Here is an 18,396-nt window from a genome sequence, read left to right as displayed (position 1 = left end):
TTTTTTTATTTTACATCTGATGTTCCTGTGATCTGTGCCGTGAAGCGGTAGGTGATCATCCAATATAAAAGGGCTAAGGCGCTGATAGAGGCTCCAAATAAACATACCCCATTCCAGCCAGCGTTTGCGTATATGTTAGTTGATACAATAGAACCGAGCGCACTGCCGAGGGAATAAAAAATCATATAAGCAGCAGTCAGCCGGCTTTTCGCCTCAGGCCGGACCATGAAAATCATACTTTGATTGGTCACATGAACGGCCTGCACAGATAGGTCAAGAATGACTATACCAACGATTAATAAAATGAGGGAATATTCAGTGAAAAAGATAAAACACCATGAAAAGAGTAATAGGACAAGGGCGATGCACGTTGTTAACTGTCCTAAGCCTCGATCAGCAAGGCTTCCAGCTCGAGCGGCACCTAATGCTCCGGCAACTCCAGCAAGGCCAAATGCACCAATTGCCGTATGTGACAGATTGTATGGCGTAGTGCTGAGAGGCAGCACAAGTGAAGTCCACAGCGTGCCAAACACAACAAAGATCAGAAAACCCAGTACGCCACGAATACGTAGAATTCGTTCTTGTCTGAACAATATAAACATTGAAGCGAGCAAGTTCACATAGGATATGGAGGCTCTCTTGCTGTCAGCACGCGGAAGATACCGGTACAACACGCCAGTTATGATGAGCATCATCACGCCGGAAACGAGATAGACTGATCTCCAGCCGGCGAGATCGGTTAGTACACCAGCAAACGTTCGTGCGAGAAGAATACCAATCACAATTCCACTTTGAACCAAGCCCACTATGCGGCCACGTTCTTCAGGAGCGGCCCATGTCGCTGCGAATGCTACGAGTACCTGAGTGACTACAGCGAGCAGTCCCACCGCAGCTAGTCCTATGAACAGGACGGTGGCGGTAGGGGCGATACCGACTAGAATGAGAGATAACACGGATACTAGCATTTGAGCTACGATGAGCCGCCGTTGGTTGAACAGATCACCAAGTGGTACGATCAGTAGCAGTCCTAGCGCATAACAAAGCTGAGTAATCGTAATGACCATACCAACGGATGAATAGCTGATACCAAACTCGGCTGCGAGGGAGTCTAATAATGGCTGTGCAAAGTATATGTTTGCAACTGCCATCCCTGAGGCTGTCGAAAACAGTAGAGCCATCTTGCGAGTCATCGTTGATCGGGTGGTTATTTGTAAATGAATCGTTTCCAGATCACAATGTTCATCGGCAGTCATTTTTTCTTTTTTCATGCATTTCATCCTCTCTTTTTGTACTAAATAGTATAATATACTTATTGGTATAAAATGATTCCTGTTAAGGATAACCAGAGAAACGTTTTAAAGTCAAGATGATGTAGTGAAGATCTTGAGAGGGGCAGTCGATTTGACAATGATACGTCAATAAAATAAAATGATAGTGTACCGATAAGTAAAAATATCCTTATAAGAAATAGATGATTGATTTAGTGAAGAGATTTTTATGATAGAAATGAGGGTTGATGATGGTTCGACAACGGGAATTTGATGAGGAAAAAGCGTTAGATGAGGCCTTGTTGCTTTTTTGGGAGAAGGGGTACAGAGCCACTACATTAAGCGACTTAACTGCAAAAATGGGAATACAGCGGCCAAGCTTATACTCAGCGTTCGGTGATAAAGAGGAATTGTTTGAAGCGGCATTACGTAAATATACAACTCAGCATGCTGCCCACATTCGAACAAAACTTCAAAACAATCTATCTGCAAAGGAAGCATTTCATACATTATTTGCTGAATTAATAGAAGAGGAATATGGACATGGGCCGAGTAAAGGGTGCTTCTGCATCAATACAATAGTCGAGCTTGCCCCCCATGAAGAGAAATTTGAAATTCTCACAAGAGAGCATCAGATGTATCTTTCGGTCATTTTTGAAGAAAAAATTGTACAAGGTATTCGCTCGGGTGAGCTCGAAAGCAGTCTGAATGCCAAAGCCTTAGCACAGGCGCTGGTTGTTTCTTTTATTGGACTTACAGTTCTCATGAAATCTCGCCCAGAGCGTTCATTTGTAGATCATTCTGTAGCGACGATCCTATCCATATTGAAATAAATAGTTTATATAAAGAAAGCGTATTTTGATCAATTGATTAAAACACGCTTTTTCTTTTAGGGTGTTATGGACACGTTTTTGTGATATGATAAGAGAACAAACATTCGTATTCGTGAGTGTCACCATATGTAGCTCTAAAAATAAGTGAAAGTGCACATCTAAAAAGCGTGTGATCATGCTGTAAGAAAGCAGGAGATACTTTGAAACCATTAACAAAAGAAGAAAAAAATCAGATGATGATTGCCATTCAGCGTTACTTTGCTGAAGAACGAGAAGAGGAGATTGGTGAATTAGCAGCCATCAATATATTAGAATTTATCACAAAACATCTTGGAAGCTACTATTATAATCAAGGGGTTCGTGACAGCCGAAATATCGCTGTTCAAAGATCTCAATTGTTAGAGGAAGATCTATTCGCATTAGAGAAAAGAATATAATCAAAAAGCTCGTCTTTCTTGTTCACCCTGCTAACAGATAAAGAGGAAAAAAGACCCCCTTAATAAAGAACGCATATTCGTATCATATGTAATGATGAAAAGGTGGAACCAAAAGTCCATTTGAATCGTTATATAAGTAACCATTAATGAAAATCAGCTTTTTTGGTTTTATTTCATCAAAAGAAGGAATAGAACATACAAATAGGCGAAGTGCAGATGATGGAGGTTCTAAATATGGGGAAAATCAAATTAAAAATCGCAATCTTATTTGTTTTACTGCTTTGTTTAGGCGCAGGTTATTTATACATGAATGGCATGAAAATTGAAGATGTGCCAACAGCCATTGGCGAAAGTTTAACGAATAATGATAAAGATTACACCATCTATGAATATACCATTACAAAAATTGATGGTGATGAGTATTACGGTCAAGCCAAAAATGGCACGAAAATCATTTTTAATGGGAAGAAATTTGAAGATGATGTGGCCGATCTGAAAAAAGGCGATCGTATTAAAGCATACTTTAGTAATGAAAAAAGAATAGACGGTCTTATAAAAGTAGTAAAAGTCGTCAATTAACAAGTCTCCTTTCCTATAGGGAGGCTTTTTTTATGAACAGGTGATAAATCTTGATTGTTGCATTTGACCACAAGGATCGCTATAATAGCCCCTAAGGACAGCTAAATATCGATTGTATCCTTCGGGGCAGGGTGAAAATCCCGACCGACGGTAATAAAGCAAATGCTTTACAGCCCGTGACCCGTTAATTTATTAACGGTTGATTCAGTGAGAAGCTGAAGCCGACAGTGAAAGTCTGGATGGGAGAAGGATAACGAAAGCTATGTATGAACAAAAAATATGTGTTGATCATAGTTTTATTTCTAATGCAAAAAAACCACAGCCCCGGAATTTTTCCGGGGCTTTCTGTATGTCAATATAGTCATCGCATGCAGTGTTTATTAGGTGATCCCTCATTTACCTTGTATGGACCATAAAAAGCGACGAAGGTGTTCAATCGATCACATGTCCCAAACATCGCTTTTTCATAAAGTGAGAAATACAAAAGAAAGAGAAAGGGAGGATCACATGTTTACGGGGATTATTGAAGAAGTGGGTACAGTCCAGTCATTGAGCAAAAGATCCGCAGATGCCATGGAAATTATCATCAAGTGCAGTCGTGTACTAGAAGATGTTCACCTAGGCGATAGTATCGCCATCAATGGCGTTTGTCTCACTGTCACAAGCTTCACAAAAGAACAGTTTGCGGCAGATGTGATGCCTGAGACGGTCAAAGCGACATCACTTGATCAGCTTGCGCCAGGCAGCCAAGTGAATTTAGAGCGAGCGATGTCATCAAATGGACGATTCGGCGGTCACTTTGTTTCAGGCCATGTTGATGGAACGGCTGTGATTACCCGTGTAGAAAAGAAGAGTAATGCCTTTTACTATGATTTGAAAATGGACAAGACCCTCACAGATATGCTCACAAAAAAGGGATCGATCGCAATAGACGGCGTCAGCTTGACTATTTTCGATTTGCGAGATGCTCATGTGACAGTTTCTATCATTCCACATACGCTTGAAGGAACTATTTTCCCGACTAAATCTATGGGGGATGTAGTAAATATTGAATGTGACATGATCGGTAAATACATTTATCGCTTTTTAACAAAAGAGCAAAACGAAAAGCAGCCATCACGATTAACCCCATCATTTTTAAAAGAGCACGGATTCTAGGAGGCGATTGTATGTATCATTCAGTTGATGAGGCAGTAAATGCCCTGAAACGAGGAGAAATCATTATCGTAGTAGATGATGAAGACAGAGAAAATGAAGGAGACTTTGTGGCACTTGCTGAGCATGCAACGCCGGAAGTCATTAACTTCATGGCTTTACATGGAAGAGGTCTTATTTGCACACCAGTTCATGCCTCGATTGCGAAACACTTGGATCTGCATCCCATGGTCGAGCGAAATACGGATGCACATCATACAGCATTTACAGTGAGCATCGACCATACGTCAACAACAACTGGTATAAGTGCTTTTGAGCGCTCAACGACCATTTTGGCCATGTTAAATAAAGAGTCAAAACCAGAAGATTTTGCCCGCCCAGGTCATGTTTTCCCTCTTATTGCGAAAGAGGGAGGCGTAGTAGAAAGACCAGGTCATACAGAAGCGGCCGTTGATCTTGCTAAACTTGCGGGTTCAGTGCCAGCGGGTGTCATATGTGAAATTATGAATGCAGATGGAACCATGGCCCGCGTACCCGAACTACAAAAAATTCAAAAAGAACACGATTTAAAGATGCTGACGATTGAAGCATTGCAGGCATATATAAACAAGCAAACAACGACAATGAAAACAAAATAAAAATCACAAAAAAGGATGATGAACATATGAATACAATACAAGGTAATGTAGTAGCAGAAGGATTAAAGTTTGGAATCGTCGTCGCTAGATTTAATGATTTTATTACAAGCAAATTGCTAGATGGAGCAGAAGATACATTGCTCAGACACGGAGCAAACGGTGACGATATTGATGTCGTGTGGGTGCCGGGGGCTTTTGAAATTCCGTATATGGCAAAAAAACTAGCAGAAACAAAAAAATATGATGCAGTCATTACACTTGGAACCGTGATTCGCGGGGCAACATCACATTACGATTATGTTTGTAATGAAGCGGCTAAAGGAATCGCACAAAGTGCCATCTCAACAGGGGTGCCGATTATCTTTGGTGTACTGACAACAGAATCTATTGAACAAGCCATTGAAAGAGCCGGTACAAAGGCTGGAAATAAAGGCAGTGAATCGGCTGCAGCTGCTATTGAAATGGCCAACCTAAATCGAACGTTTCGTTAATTTGATGAAAAAGAGTTTAAAAACAACCTAAAAGTGTTTATAATGTGTGATGAGCAAGTGATTCATAAGACATTTGCTGGAGAATAGGATAATTTTAATATTGAGGGGTATATATGTTAATTCGTTACAAGAGGTCTTTTGAAAAAATTGCCATGGGACTCCTGTCCTTTATGCCGGGTGAGAAAGACGTCAAACAGCTTCAGCAGACGATAAAGTCGTATGAAATGGATGAAGATCGGCAGCTGTTCCTTTGGAAAGATGGTGAGGATATCGTCGGTGCGATTGGTGTGCTGAAAACAGACGACCAAGTACAAATCGAACATATTAGTGTCAATCCGTCCCATCGTGACCAAGGCATCGGCAAGGAAATGGTATTAGCCGTGGAAGAAGTATTCAAAACGAAAACACTCATTCCAAATGAATTAACGCAAGGCTTCTTTCATAAGTGTCACAATGAAACAAACTAAATATCACACATGTAAAAGCAGAGGTTATATGCCTCTGCTTTAGATTGTTGACAAAGGGCTAAAATGAACTTGATTTTAGCCCTTTGTCTTCCTTTTCAGCGTGATAGAAAACCTTTGCAGTCTAGGAAGGACGAGTACTGGAGCGAATTCGATATTCGTGAGCACCGGCACGCAGGACTGACACCGAATGCGAGGGTTTGTCTACACGCTAGAGCAGAGGTTATATGCCTCTGCTTTTTTTACGTTCCATCTGCTTTTCACGTTCAAGCAATACGTCCGTCCGATCACGCAGTCTATGCTTTTCAATTAAGAATGTATGGGATAAGTTGCTCTCCTGTCCGAAGGTTAAGCCTTCTTTTTCCGCCATCTCTTGGCATAAAGAAAGAAGCGTATCATCTCGGATTGGCAGCATCACACTTTCGTAGGGCGTGTCTTCATCGATTTTCTTTTTCAGTGTTCTCAGCAGTAAAAGAAATGCCTCTTCATCAAGACCTAATTCTGTTAGTACGTTCCGGTCCGAATCTAATATATGAAGGCTGTTTGAAATCAGCCGTTTTGCTCCTTTTCCATTTCCTCGTCTTTGATGATACAAAGCAACAGCAAGCTGAATGAGACCCACCCAGTACTTTTTGCGCTGATGAGGAGGATCTTCTTTCCAAAATTCTTCAAGAATTTCATGACACTCAAAATAATCTCTTGTCGTATGAAATTCATGTAAAAAAGCCACGTACGCTTTAGGATACACAGCGGTCATCTCCTTTTCCACTATCAGTCTAACATACCGAAAAGAAAAGAAGAAAGAGCGCCCCTTTATGAAAGGACGCTCTGTTTCTTTAATAAACCCAAGCCGCGCCAACGATGATCAGCAAGATGAACAGCACAACAATAAGCGCAAATCCTCCGCCGAAGTAATAACCATCTCCCATAATGTTACGGCCTCCTTTTTCATCAGTTCTGATTACAATGGTATTCTATGTATAAATGCCCTCATTGGTATGGGCGAATCCACTGTTTTTCTTTTTTTGCCTGCTGCCTCATGGTCGAAATTATATTGGACGAGAGCTTTATCGTGTCTTATACTAAAGGTTAGCCGATGAAAACGGTACTTAGAAGACAGTAGAAATGGTGAGAAAAGAATGCTGGAATATCAGGTGAAAATAGATTCGTTTGAGGGTCCTTTGGACTTGCTTTTACATTTAATTAACCGTTTGGAAATTGATATTTATGATATTCCCGTCGCTAAAATTACGGAGCAGTATTTATTATATGTCCACACGATGAGGGAGCTTGAACTGGATGTTGCAAGTGAGTATTTGGTGATGGCTGCAACTCTCCTCAGCATTAAAAGCAGAATGCTTCTTCCAAAACAAGAGGAAGAGCTGTTTGATGAAGACCTGATGGAAGAAGAAGAGGACCCTCGTGATGAGCTGATTGGCAAATTAATTGAATACCGCAAGTATAAAAATGCAGCGCAAGAACTGAAGGAACGTGAAGAAGAGCGGCAAAACGCCTTCACAAAACCACCAAGTGATTTAAGTGAATTTGCAAAAGAAGCAGAAGCGAAGGACACAAACTTACACGTCACGGTGTATGATATGTTAGGTGCGTTTCAAAAGGTATTGAACCGCAAAAAAATAACAAAACCAGCACCATCAAAGATTACAAGACAAGAAATCCCGATTGAAGACAAAATGAATGAGATTATGAACCATTTAAGAAAAACAAAAAAGCGAACCAATTTCATGACTTTATTTCAACATGATCAAAAGGAACACCTTGTCGTGACGTTTCTTGCTGTTCTCGAATTGATGAAGAGCCATCAAATCATGCTGGAGCAGGAAGGAAACTTTGAAGATATTTATATCATAGGGAGTGAAACGATTCATGACGCTTGATATCGTGAATTGGAAAGCCATCTTAGAAGCGCTGCTATATGCAGCAGGTGACGAAGGCTTAACAAGAAAACAGCTCATGTCTGTTCTTGAAGTTGATGAGGCAGCGTTGCTTGATATTATGTCTGCCGTAAAGGAAGAATATCAAAAACAAGAACGAGGAATTGAGCTCATTGAATATGCAGATTCATACATGCTGCTGACGAAAAAAGAATACAGCGTATATTTAAAAAAATTAGTAGAGACACCATCGAAAGGTTTGTCACAGGCAGCGCTAGAAGTGCTCGCCATTGTCTCGTATAAACAACCGATTACACGCAGCGAAGTCGAGGAGATCAGAGGCGTTAAATCAGAACGAGTGCTGCATAGTTTAGTTGCCAAAGCACTGCTCTGTGAAGTAGGACGTGCCGATGGACCGGGACGAGCGATCCTTTATGGGACAACACCTACCTTTTTAGAGCAATTTGGTTTAAAAGCCTTAGATGAATTACCGCCACTTCCAGAGAATGTGGAAGCAGATGGGGTGCAAGAAGAGGCTGATCTCTTTTTTGAAAACTTCAATCAAACATTTGAAGAGATAAAATAGTTCAAAATAAGGAAAAATGTATGATAAAATATAAAAAAGATTTTAGGTCTAAAATCTTCGTTTGAAAGATAAAATGGTGACAAAGCCATGAGGGGAAGGTAAACACGAAACAAATGGCACATATGAATGTAAAGGCTCAAGTTGATCAAGCAGGCGTTTTTTTATCAAAGGTTGCAGTTGAAGTGAATGATTTTCTGAACGAAGCTACCTTATCAAGCTTGAAACGATTAAACCCGGAAGCGGAAGCCTATTATTGTGACATATTAAGTACATTGCGGAAGCTTGCAGTTTATAGCGAGGATGCCGCGGCGGTTTGTCGGAAAATCAGGCAGCAGCAGACATTCCCGCAGCAAGCCGCCCAGCAGACGCTTCATCGTATTTATCATCAATGTATCGAAGAATTTTTTACACCAAAAAAGGATACTTGGTATGAAAATAGCCGTTCAGCCTACACAGGAAAAAGCTGCATTGTTTTCCATCATGAAGTATCGGCTGAGGTCAAACGTTTGTTTTCTTCATTAGAAAAAGATTTTTTAACGATGAGAGAAGAGCTGGAATATACAACATCTCATCAGCAAATGAAAATGGTATAAAGAAGACAAAGCAACTCTCACAAGAGAGTTGCTTTTTTTTATGGACGAGGCATCATAACTTTTTCAGCCGCGCATACACTTGTACAAAACGGACAAGGACGTGAATGAACATGCCCTATTTAAAAATTGGAACAGCAGTCCTTCTTCTATTAACACTCTTACTGCCTTTTTCCTCACACGCTCAAGCAGACGTCTCATTATCGGTGAGTGCGAGAAGCGCCATTTTAATAGATGGACAGTCAGGCAGAGTCCTATTTGGAAAGGACGAGCACGAAAAAAGAAGAATCGCCAGTATCACAAAAATTATGACGGCTGTATTAGCCATTGAATCAGGAAAAATGAACGACATGGTCAAAGTGTCAAAACGTGCGATTCAAGCGGAAGGTTCTTCGATTTATTTAAAGGAAGGACAGAAGGTGAGTTTAGAAGACTTGACATACGGGCTCATGCTGCGCTCTGGAAATGATGCAGCTGTTGCCATTGCAGAACATGTTGGCGGCAGCTTAGAAGGGTTTATTTTTATGATGAACCAAAAGGCCTCTGAACTAGGCATGGAGAATACGAATTTTCAAAATCCGCATGGACTCGATGATCATAAAAACCATTATTCATCAGCTTATGATATGGCGATCTTAACGAAGTACGCCATGAAGCATCAGCAATATCAAAAAATTGCCGGTACCACCTTTTATAAAGCAAAAACAATCGAGGGTTATTGGAAAAATAAAAACAAGCTGCTCACGGGTTTGTATCAATATTCGACTGGAGGGAAGACAGGATATACAAAACTTGCAAAACGCACACTTGTCTCCACAGCTGCAAAAGGAGATGCTGCGCTCATTGCTGTGACGATTAATGCACCGGATGACTGGAAGGATCATATCTCAATGTTTGAGTATGCATTTGATCACTATAAAACGTATGTGCTTGCTGAAAAAGGCAGGCTCGCTTCGTTAAAAGGGACTTTTTACGAAAAAAAAGCGTTTATTAAGCGGGATGTGGACTATTTACTAAATGAGGATGAGAAAAAACTAGTGGAAATCGAAACGGAAATGCTGACGCCTGAAAAGAAATGGGAGAAAAACAAAGAAGCGATCCCAGATGTAGTAGGGAAAATGACGTTCTTACTGGATGGTCAGGTAATTGAGCAAGTCCCCATTTTTTATGAAAACAAACGCAACCGAATGCCCCAAAAAAGCTTTCAAGAAATGTTTAAGTCTGTCTTTCAGACATCGATAGGCGGATCTTCATGGTCAATCTGATTTGGGTATTCCTCACGGTCATCGGTCTTGTCTATGCAATGTTTAACGGAACGATGCATGAAGTGAATGAAGCGGTCTTTAAAGGATCAAAAGAAGCGGTCACCATTTCAATTGGGTTGATTAGTGTTCTTGTATTCTGGCTAGGATTGATGAAGATCGCAGAAGAAGCGGGGTTGTTACATTTCTTTAGTAAATTATGCCGGCCCTTTATCTCAAAACTATTTCCTGAGATTCCTGCGAATCATCCAGCGATGGGGTATATTCTGTCCAATCTCATGGCAAATTTCTTTGGCCTTGGGAACGCCGCTACACCACTTGGGATTAAGGCGATGGAGCAGATGAAAGCATTAAATGGCGGAAAAAATGAGGCGAGCCGATCTATGATCACTTTTTTAGCAGTCAATACATCTTCTATCACACTTGTGCCAACGACTGTCATTGCCATTCGTATGACCTATGGCGCAGATCAGCCAACAGATATTGTAGGCCCAACCATTTTGGCGACACTTATTTCAGGTATCGGTGCGATTATGATTGATCGCTATTTCCACTATCGCAGAAGCAGGCGGGGGTGATCTTGTGGCATTTATTAACTGGCTGTCACTTGCTTTGATTCCACTGATCATCGCAGGAATATTGATTGCAGGGACGATTAAAAAAGTACCGACGTACGAAACATTTGTAGAAGGCGGGAAAGAAGGCATTCAAATTGCCTTTTCAATTATTCCGTATTTAGTCGGTATGCTTGTCGCCATTACGATTTTCCGAGCATCAGGTGCCCTTGATTTTGTCATGGAATTATTGAAACCTGTGTTTACAGCGATTGGTGTTCCTACAGAAGTGGTGCCGCTTGCGCTTATTCGTCCTATATCAGGAACAGCGGCGCTTGGTATGACATCAGACTTAATTGCGACTTATGGTCCAGACTCTTTTATCGGCAAGCTTGCCGCCGTTATGCAAGGGTCAACGGATACGACCCTTTATATTTTAACCGTCTATTTTGGAGCAGTTGGTATTAAAAAAATGGGAGATGCACTGAAAGTGGGGCTGCTTGCAGACCTGATTGGGATCATTGCATCAATTATTATCGTCAGTTTGTTATTTAGCGGCGCCTAATCAGGTGCTTTTTTTATTTCGTGGATGGAAAACAGCTTTTTTGTTGAAATTAGACAGATGAAACGCTTATTTTTCCACGAATGCTTGTTTGTTTCAAGCCAAGCAAGTAAGATAGTACATGAGGTGAAAGACAAATGGAACGTTTACAGAAAGTAATTGCCCATGCCGGCGTCGCTTCTAGACGAAAGGCTGAAGAATTAATTAAAGAAGGACGAGTTACCGTTAATGGTGAAACAGTGACAGAGCTCGGAGTAAAGGTGGGCTCTTCAGATAAAATTGAAGTCAATGGCTTAAAGCTTGAAAGAGAAGAACCGGTTTACTTTATGCTTTATAAACCGCGCGGCGTCATTTCAGCTGCCGAGGATGATAAAGGACGCAAAGTCGTGACAGACTTCTTTGATGATGTTCCGCAGCGTCTGTATCCAATCGGCCGGTTGGATTATGATACGAGCGGTTTAATTTTGATTACAAATGATGGCGAATTTGCCCATAAGCTCATGCATCCGAAATATCAAATTGATAAAACGTATGCAGCGAAACTAAAAGGCATCCCTTCAAAAGAATTGCTTAGAAAGTTAGAAAAAGGAATCATGTTAGACCATAAAAAAACAGCACCTGCCCGTGCCAAAATGCTTTCGATTGATAAACGAAAGCAAACATGTATTGTGCAATTAACCATTCATGAAGGCAGAAATAGACAGGTTCGTCGCATGTTTGAAGCAATCGGCCACGACGTTCTAAAACTAAAAAGAGAGCAATATGCTTTCCTTCATATTGAAGGCATGAGACCAGGAGATCGCAGAGAATTGACGCCGCATGAAGTAAAACGCCTAAGAGCGATTGCGGATCATGGGAAAAGCGCTTTTTAATTTTCACATAAACTTCAAAAAATGAAGAAGCATCAAAAGAAGGAGAATGCTATAATTTACCTGAATGTCTATGGGGAAGGGGTACTTCAGATGAAGAAAAGACGATTTTTCATACGGACGGGCATTCTCCTCGTGATGCTTGCTGCACTGAGTTATACGATGTATAACTCAGTATTTGCCAAACAGGATCAAATCAAAGAAGGATCTATTGCGCCGAACTTTGTCCTTCAATCGGTAGATGGGGAACGGATTGAATTAAAGGACTTAAAAGGCAAAGGTGTCTTTCTCAATTTTTGGGGTACATGGTGCGGTCCATGTAAGCAGGAATTCCCTTATATGGCAAATCAGTATGAAGTGTTCAAGGATCGCGGTGTCGAAATTGTTGCCGTAAATGTGGGGGAATCCAATATTGCTGTGAAGAACTTTATGGATGCTTATGGCGTGAATTTTCCTGTTGCCATGGACAAAGATCGTCAAGTGACAGAGGCATATGATATTACGCCGCTGCCAACCACATTTTTAATTAATCCTGAAGGCAAAGTAATCAAAGTCATAAAGGGGACGATGACAGAACGTAATGTCTATGAATATATGAATTTGATTAAACCAAAGGGGTCATAGAATGAAAGAGGTAAAGTGCGAGTGTGGACATATTAATCCAATCGGTACTGTTCTATGTGAATCATGCGGGAATCCCATTTCAGTAAAAGAGAAAAATTCATCGAAACTGCTTGATATGAGATATGACGGCAGTGCAAGACGCTCGCAAACATACAACAAAACGATTGTTGATAAAGTATGGAACTTTTTTTCTTCCGTAAAAGTGGGTGTGTGGCTCATTGTCATCACACTGTTAGCTTCTTCGCTAGGAACTATTTTTCCGCAGGAGCGGTTTATTCCGCCAGGTGCATCAGCTTCCACTTATTATGAGGAGCAATATGGGTCGTTTGGCAAGTTATATTACATCCTTGGATTCCATGATCTTTATAATTCTTGGTGGTTTTTAGCCCTTGTCGCATCTATCGGAATTTCCCTCGTGATTTGCAGCCTTGATCGAGTGATTCCACTTTATCGTGCACTCAAAAATCAAGGGGTTGTCAAAAAAGAAGGTTTTATGAGAAGGCAGCGTCTTTTCAGCGAAACAAACCAAACATTAGATCAACATACATATGAAGGCATCGTTAGTAAAATGAAACAAAAGCGTTACCGCGTAAGAGAAGAAGATGGACATATTTTAGCTGAAAAAGGCCGCTTTTCCCGCTGGGGACCTTACGTCAATCATATTGGATTAATTATATTTCTCATTGGATCCATGCTCCGGTTTGTCCCAGGAATGTACGTGGATGAAACATTATGGGTAAGAGAAGGCGAAACGGCACCAATCCCAGGGACGGGAGGCCAATACTTCTTAAAGAATAATGCGTTTTCAATTGACCGCTATGAATCTGAAAAAGAAAAAGAAGTCTTTGAAAATGCTATTGAAAAGGCTGGCGATGGTCAAGTCGTCAAAAGTTATAAAACCGATGCCGTTTTATACAAACGTGAAGGGGAAGTTGTTTTTGGTGAAAAGCCAAAGCTGAAGCAGGTAACAGAACACGATATTAAAGTGAATGAACCGCTTAAGTTTGACAATTTCTCATTATATCAAGTGGATTTTAAACAAAATGAACTCGATCAAATGGTCTTTCAGCTGATTCGAAAAGATACTGAGAAATCTTTCGGAACAGTGAAGATTAATCTGCTGGAGCCTAAGTCAGAATATGATCTTGGTAGCGGTTACAAAGTCAAGGTGATGAGTTATTTGCCTGATTTTTATTTTGACGAAGATGGCACACCTAGTACGAAAACGAGGAATCCGAATAATCCTGCGTTCGTCTTTGAAATGATCTCTCCTGAAAAACCAAAAGGTGAAAAAAGTTTTGTCGCGATTCAAGAGACAGTAGAGGGTTCTGATAACAATCTTTATAAAATGAAATTTGACCGGGTTGAAACAAAAAACGTGACAGGTTTAACGGTTCGAAAAGACTTAACACTCTGGGTACTTATTGTTGGCGGAATGATCTTTATGATTGGTGTCGTACAAGGGATGTACTGGCAGCATAGAAGAATCTGGCTGTCGGCAAAGGATGGAAAAGTGTTTGTGGCAGGACATACAAACAAAAACTGGTTCGGCTTAAAGTCTGATCTCAAGGTGTTACTGCATGGCAGTGGCATCAAACAGCCAGTGGATCAAAAAGAACTGCCTGATACAACAAGTATCAGCAAAAGCAAGGGGGAAGGATTAGATGGCGGCAGTCAGTGAAAACCTGTTATTTGCAGCTTTTCTATTGTATTTAGCGGCAGTTCCTTTTTTTGGAGGGGCCATTAAAGGAAAAAAGAAAGAAGAGGGTCCGCGCAAAAACAAGGCGGCACTTATCGGCATAACGCTCACCATCATCGGTTTTTTGAGTCAATTTGGCTATTTTATTTCAAGGTGGATCGCGTCTGGTCACGCACCAGTCAGTAATCTGTTTGAATTCACCACAGCCTTTGGCATGATGCTGGTGCTCGCATTTATTATTTTATATTTTGTCTATCAAGTGTCTGTGCTAGGTTTATTCACACTTCCAATCGCTTTATTAATCATTGCTTATGCAAGCATGTTTCCATCGGATATTTCACCGTTGATTCCTTCGCTTCAAAGTAATTGGCTATATATTCACGTCACGACAGCAGCGCTTGGTCAAGCCATTTTGGCGATCAGTTTTGTGGCAGGTGTGATTTTTCTTTTGAAGCATGTCGATCAAACAAAACCGGGGAAAAAAACCTTTGGCTTAGAGCTGGTCATGTTTATGATTGTGGTCACCCTTGCATTTATCGCTGTCACGTCCATTTTTAGAATGACAGGGTATGAAGCGAAATTTAATTGGGTAGATAAAAATAAAGAAGAGAGCGTCATGGTCTATGAGCTGCCTGCTTTAGTAGGACCTCATAAAGGAGAACTTATCACAAAAGATCGTTTAGAGCCTGTAGTTGATCTGCCGCCTGTTTTTTCAGGTAGAAAGGTGAATACAGTGCTGTGGTCATTTGGCGTTGGGCTGATTATTTATGGACTGCTAAGATTGATCATTCGCAAACGACTAAGTGCGCTGCTTCAGCCGCTCGTAAGACAGGTGAATCTCGATTTAGTCGATGAAATTGGGTACAGGGCTGTTTCCATAGGATTCCCTGTATTTGCGTTAGGCGGTCTTATTTTTGCGATGATTGGGCGCAAATTGCATGGACGAGATTCTGGGGATGGGACCCGAAGGAAGTATGGGCTTTAATTACATTTTTATTTTACGCCGCCTATCTCCACCTTCGGTTATCACGAGGCTGGCATGGTGAAAAGTCCGCTTGGCTTGCTGTAATCGGATTTGCGATCATTATGTTTAACCTCATCTTTGTCAACCTAGTGATTGCGGGGCTTCATTCTTACGCGTAATCGCATGAAAAAGGCCAACTTTTATGATTCGATTCGGCTTTTTGTTAAAATGTATGTAACAACGGAGAAAGCAGGAGGATTGTCTAATGGAACACACAACTCAAACGAAAATATTAGTCGTCGATGATGAGGCAAGAATTCGTCGCCTTTTAAAAATGTATTTAGAACGGGAAAATTATGAAATTGATGAAGCGGAAAATGGGGATGAAGCCATTCAAAAAGGACTTCAAACCGATTATGACCTCATTTTGCTTGATTTAATGATGCCTGGGACAGATGGGATTGAAGTGTGTAATCAAATCCGAGATAAAAAAGCCACACCAATTATTATGCTGACAGCAAAAGGTGAGGAAGCTAACCGTGTGCAAGGCTTTGAGGCAGGAACGGATGATTATATCGTCAAACCTTTCAGCCCGCGTGAAGTGGTTCTTCGTGTGAAAGCACTGCTAAGAAGATCGTCTCAAACGTCATACCTTAATACTGGAACAACCACAAAAGATGTTCTCGTGTTTTCTCATCTATCCATTGATCATGATGCACACCGGGTCACAGCAGATGGAAAAGAAGTCAGCCTCACGCCGAAAGAATACGAACTTTTGTACTTCTTGGCAAAAACGCCGGATAAGGTCTATGACAGGGAAAAGCTTCTCAAAGAAGTGTGGCAGTATGAATTCTTTGGGGATCTGAGAACAGTGGATACTCACGTCAAAAGGCTTCGTGAAAAACTAAATAAAGTGTCACCAGAAGCAGCGAAAAAAATCGTGACAGTATGGGGTGTCGGGTACAAATTTGAGGTCGGCGCTGAATGAAGCTGTGGAAAAGTGTCGTAGGAAAGCTATGGTTAACCATTCTTTTCCTCGTGCTCATTGTTTTATCGATTTTAACTGTGCTTCTTTTAGAGTTCATTGAGAATTACCATGTGGAAGAAGCAAAGTCTGATTTAACACAAATGGCGAACAAAGTAGCAGTCATTTTAGAAAGCCATGAGGATCAATCGCTTGCAAGATCAATTACATCAGAACTAGCTGATAAATTGACAAGTATCGCGATTGTTCAAGAGGATGGACTAGAATGGTATTCGTCTGAAAAAGGCGGGAAGCTTCCTGCGATCACAAAAGAACAAATTGAAGCAGACAAAGATTTGAACAAAGCACTGACAGAACGAAAAAAAATCAGTAAACGAGCTGAATCTGATACAGGCAATCAGAAGGATGAGCGCATTGTAGTAGGTGTTCCTTACGAGGCGAACGGAAAGAAAGGGATGGTCTTTCTTTCTCAATCCCTCCTCGCAGTAGAGCAGACAACAAAACATACGACGCGTTATATCTTCCTCGCAGCCGGAATTGCGATTGTGCTGACGACGATTTTCGCTTTCTTCTTATCCACTCGTGTCACCTATCCTCTCAGAAAGATGAGAGAGGGAGCACAAGATTTGGCGAAAGGGAAATTTGATACAAAGATTCCTATTTTAACGCAAGATGAAATTGGGGAACTGGCGATCGCCTTTAATCAAATGGGTAAGCAGCTTAAATTTCATATAACCGCTTTAAATCAAGAAAAAGAACATTTGTCCAACATTCTCAGCAGTATGGCAGACGGTGTCATCACGATCAATATTGATGGAACGATCCTCATGACAAACCCTCCTGCAGAAAGATTCTTGCAGGCTTGGTATTACGAGCAAAATATGAAGATCAAAGATGGGGATGAACTGCCGCCGGAAGCGCGTGAATTGTTTCATACTGCCGTCAGTACGGAAAAAGAGCAAATGATCGAAGTCACGCTGCAAGGGCGTACTTGGGTTCTTCTCATGTCTCCGCTTTATAACCAGCAAGATGTCAGAGGGGCGGTAGCGGTACTTCGCGATATGACAGAAGAGAGAAGACTGGATAAGCTCAGAAAAGACTTCATTGCAAATGTCAGTCATGAACTCCGCACACCTATTGCTATGCTCCAGGGCTATAGTGAAGCGATTGTCGATGACATTGCCGGATCAGAAGAGGAAAAGAAAGAGATTGCCCAAATTATCTATGATGAATCACTTCGAATGGGGCGTCTTGTGAATGATCTTCTCGATCTCGCACGTATGGAAGCTGGTCATATTACACTGAATCTTGAATCAACTGATACAGAAGAGCTGACTGAAAAAATCTACCGTAAATTCCTTGGAATTGCGAAAGAAAAACAAATCAACCTGACGTATGAAATTCAAGTAGAAGAACCGTATTTTGTATTTGATCCAGATAAAATAGAACAGGTTTTTACAAATCTCATCGATAATGCCATTCGTCATACACCAGAAGGCGGAGAAGTTCACTTCTCAGTTCAATCGGTGGAGAATGGGCTCAAGATGGATGTGAAAGATTCGGGAAGCGGCATTCCTGAAGAGGATCTCCCGTTTATTTTTGAACGGTTCTATAAAGCAGATAAAGCAAGAACAAGAGGACGTTCCGGTACGGGGCTGGGCCTTGCGATTGTGAAGAACATCGTAGAAGCGCATCAAGGCTCCATTCATGCACATAGTAAAGCTGGAACAGGTACTCACTTCACTTTCTATATTCCGAAAAAAAAGCAGGAACTCGTCTAATCTTGACGAAGAATCTTGTTACATGAGAAACACTTCTTTTCGAAAGAAAATGAAGTGTTTTTTCTATTTTCATATTTTTAAGGAGAAGTTAAACAAAAAGCCCTTTCCAAATTGTCGATCTTGTAATATATTTGTCATAAAGTTGTAATGTAACGTTTTG

At 41.0% G+C, this 18,396-nt stretch carries 21 protein-coding genes, 1 pseudogene and 1 riboswitch; of the genes and pseudogenes, 19 read left to right on the top strand and 3 right to left on the bottom strand.

Features of this window, described 5'->3' with window-relative positions; all coding sequences use genetic code 11:
- Positions 1 to 5 precede the first annotated feature (5 nt).
- Positions 6 to 1,268 (bottom strand): MFS transporter, encoded by a 1,263-nt coding sequence (locus AC0VYC_RS10685; protein WP_475388431.1) that lies wholly within the window; start codon positions 1,266 to 1,268, stop codon positions 6 to 8.
- A 251-nt stretch (positions 1,269 to 1,519) separates the two neighbouring features.
- On the opposite strand from AC0VYC_RS10685, the gene AC0VYC_RS10680 reads away from it, so the two are divergent.
- From AC0VYC_RS10680 to AC0VYC_RS10650, 7 genes are all read left to right on the top strand, one after another.
- The gene (locus AC0VYC_RS10680; protein ID WP_047945955.1) at positions 1,520 to 2,101 is read left to right on the top strand and encodes a TetR/AcrR family transcriptional regulator; all 582 of its coding nucleotides are present in this window, start codon (positions 1,520 to 1,522) and stop codon (positions 2,099 to 2,101) included.
- A 200-nt stretch (positions 2,102 to 2,301) separates the two neighbouring features.
- Entirely contained in the window at positions 2,302 to 2,538 is a 237-nt protein-coding gene (locus AC0VYC_RS10675; protein WP_017359788.1) for a DUF2164 domain-containing protein, read from the top strand.
- Between the two features lie 234 nt (positions 2,539 to 2,772).
- A complete protein-coding gene (locus AC0VYC_RS10670; protein ID WP_008344451.1) occupies positions 2,773 to 3,117 on the top strand; it encodes a hypothetical protein in 345 nt (114 codons plus the stop codon).
- Between the two features lie 113 nt (positions 3,118 to 3,230).
- Positions 3,231 to 3,372, top strand: a riboswitch (FMN riboswitch).
- Between the two features lie 252 nt (positions 3,373 to 3,624).
- Positions 3,625 to 4,275, top strand: a complete 651-nt coding sequence (gene ribE / locus AC0VYC_RS10665; protein ID WP_475388429.1) for a riboflavin synthase — start codon at positions 3,625 to 3,627, stop codon at positions 4,273 to 4,275.
- 11 nt (positions 4,276 to 4,286) lie between these two features.
- Positions 4,287 to 4,910, top strand: a complete 624-nt coding sequence (ribB, locus tag AC0VYC_RS10660; protein WP_017359786.1) for a 3,4-dihydroxy-2-butanone-4-phosphate synthase — start codon at positions 4,287 to 4,289, stop codon at positions 4,908 to 4,910.
- A 26-nt stretch (positions 4,911 to 4,936) separates the two neighbouring features.
- Complete coding sequence (gene ribH, locus AC0VYC_RS10655) at positions 4,937 to 5,401, top strand: 6,7-dimethyl-8-ribityllumazine synthase (protein WP_007501031.1); 465 nt, start codon at positions 4,937 to 4,939, stop codon at positions 5,399 to 5,401.
- 113 nt (positions 5,402 to 5,514) lie between these two features.
- Positions 5,515 to 5,868, top strand: a complete 354-nt coding sequence (locus tag AC0VYC_RS10650; RefSeq protein ID WP_017359785.1) for a GNAT family N-acetyltransferase — start codon at positions 5,515 to 5,517, stop codon at positions 5,866 to 5,868.
- 220 nt (positions 5,869 to 6,088) lie between these two features.
- Here the strand turns inward: AC0VYC_RS10650 and AC0VYC_RS10645 are convergent, their stop codons facing one another.
- Together AC0VYC_RS10645 and AC0VYC_RS10640 are read right to left on the bottom strand one after the other, a co-directional pair.
- Positions 6,089 to 6,613, bottom strand: a complete 525-nt coding sequence (locus tag AC0VYC_RS10645) for a DUF309 domain-containing protein (RefSeq protein ID WP_138278693.1) — start codon at positions 6,611 to 6,613, stop codon at positions 6,089 to 6,091.
- Positions 6,614 to 6,701: 88 nt separating this feature from the next.
- Positions 6,702 to 6,794 (bottom strand): YjcZ family sporulation protein, encoded by a 93-nt coding sequence (locus tag AC0VYC_RS10640; protein WP_008359694.1) that lies wholly within the window; start codon positions 6,792 to 6,794, stop codon positions 6,702 to 6,704.
- A 210-nt stretch (positions 6,795 to 7,004) separates the two neighbouring features.
- Here AC0VYC_RS10640 and AC0VYC_RS10635 point away from each other — a divergent pair, with 210 nt between their 5' ends.
- The 12 genes and pseudogenes from AC0VYC_RS10635 (at position 7,005) to AC0VYC_RS10580 (ending at position 18,236) form a co-directional block, all read left to right on the top strand.
- Positions 7,005 to 7,763 (top strand): segregation/condensation protein A, encoded by a 759-nt coding sequence (locus tag AC0VYC_RS10635; RefSeq protein WP_007501021.1) that lies wholly within the window; start codon positions 7,005 to 7,007, stop codon positions 7,761 to 7,763.
- Complete coding sequence (gene scpB / locus AC0VYC_RS10630) at positions 7,753 to 8,346, top strand: SMC-Scp complex subunit ScpB (protein WP_008344462.1); 594 nt, start codon at positions 7,753 to 7,755, stop codon at positions 8,344 to 8,346. Before AC0VYC_RS10635 ends, scpB begins: the two co-directional genes overlap by 11 nt.
- A gap of 113 nt (positions 8,347 to 8,459) precedes the next feature.
- On the top strand, positions 8,460 to 8,939 hold the full coding sequence (locus AC0VYC_RS10625; RefSeq protein WP_024718922.1) for a YpuI family protein: 480 nt from the start codon (positions 8,460 to 8,462) through the stop codon (positions 8,937 to 8,939).
- Positions 8,940 to 9,049: 110 nt separating this feature from the next.
- The gene (locus tag AC0VYC_RS10620) at positions 9,050 to 10,201 is read left to right on the top strand and encodes a D-alanyl-D-alanine carboxypeptidase family protein (RefSeq protein WP_017367523.1); all 1,152 of its coding nucleotides are present in this window, start codon (positions 9,050 to 9,052) and stop codon (positions 10,199 to 10,201) included.
- On the top strand, positions 10,189 to 10,776 hold the full coding sequence (locus AC0VYC_RS10615; protein WP_007501015.1) for a nucleoside recognition domain-containing protein: 588 nt from the start codon (positions 10,189 to 10,191) through the stop codon (positions 10,774 to 10,776). Before AC0VYC_RS10620 ends, AC0VYC_RS10615 begins: the two co-directional genes overlap by 13 nt.
- 4 nt (positions 10,777 to 10,780) lie before the next feature.
- Positions 10,781 to 11,317: a spore maturation protein gene (locus tag AC0VYC_RS10610; protein ID WP_017359781.1), complete on the top strand. Its 537-nt coding sequence runs from the start codon at positions 10,781 to 10,783 to the stop codon at positions 11,315 to 11,317.
- A gap of 134 nt (positions 11,318 to 11,451) precedes the next feature.
- Complete coding sequence (rluB, locus tag AC0VYC_RS10605) at positions 11,452 to 12,186, top strand: 23S rRNA pseudouridine(2605) synthase RluB (protein ID WP_008344472.1); 735 nt, start codon at positions 11,452 to 11,454, stop codon at positions 12,184 to 12,186.
- Positions 12,187 to 12,276: 90 nt separating this feature from the next.
- Complete coding sequence (resA, locus tag AC0VYC_RS10600) at positions 12,277 to 12,807, top strand: thiol-disulfide oxidoreductase ResA (RefSeq protein ID WP_047945954.1); 531 nt, start codon at positions 12,277 to 12,279, stop codon at positions 12,805 to 12,807.
- A 1-nt stretch (position 12,808) separates the two neighbouring features.
- Entirely contained in the window at positions 12,809 to 14,488 is a 1,680-nt protein-coding gene (gene resB, locus AC0VYC_RS10595; RefSeq protein WP_045034330.1) for a cytochrome c biogenesis protein ResB, read from the top strand.
- Positions 14,472 to 15,649: pseudogene (gene ccsB, locus AC0VYC_RS10590) on the top strand (c-type cytochrome biogenesis protein CcsB). The gene resB and the pseudogene ccsB overlap by 17 nt, the downstream one beginning before the upstream one ends.
- Positions 15,650 to 15,735: 86 nt before the next feature.
- On the top strand, positions 15,736 to 16,458 hold the full coding sequence (locus tag AC0VYC_RS10585) for a response regulator transcription factor (RefSeq protein WP_003215596.1): 723 nt from the start codon (positions 15,736 to 15,738) through the stop codon (positions 16,456 to 16,458).
- The gene (locus AC0VYC_RS10580; RefSeq protein WP_017359776.1) at positions 16,455 to 18,236 is read left to right on the top strand and encodes an ATP-binding protein; all 1,782 of its coding nucleotides are present in this window, start codon (positions 16,455 to 16,457) and stop codon (positions 18,234 to 18,236) included. Before AC0VYC_RS10585 ends, AC0VYC_RS10580 begins: the two co-directional genes overlap by 4 nt.
- The last annotated feature ends 160 nt before the right edge of the window (positions 18,237 to 18,396 follow it).

Source organism: Bacillus sp. iso_77 (assembly GCF_056173625.1).
This window is presented reverse-complemented; position numbering and strand designations above follow the sequence as displayed.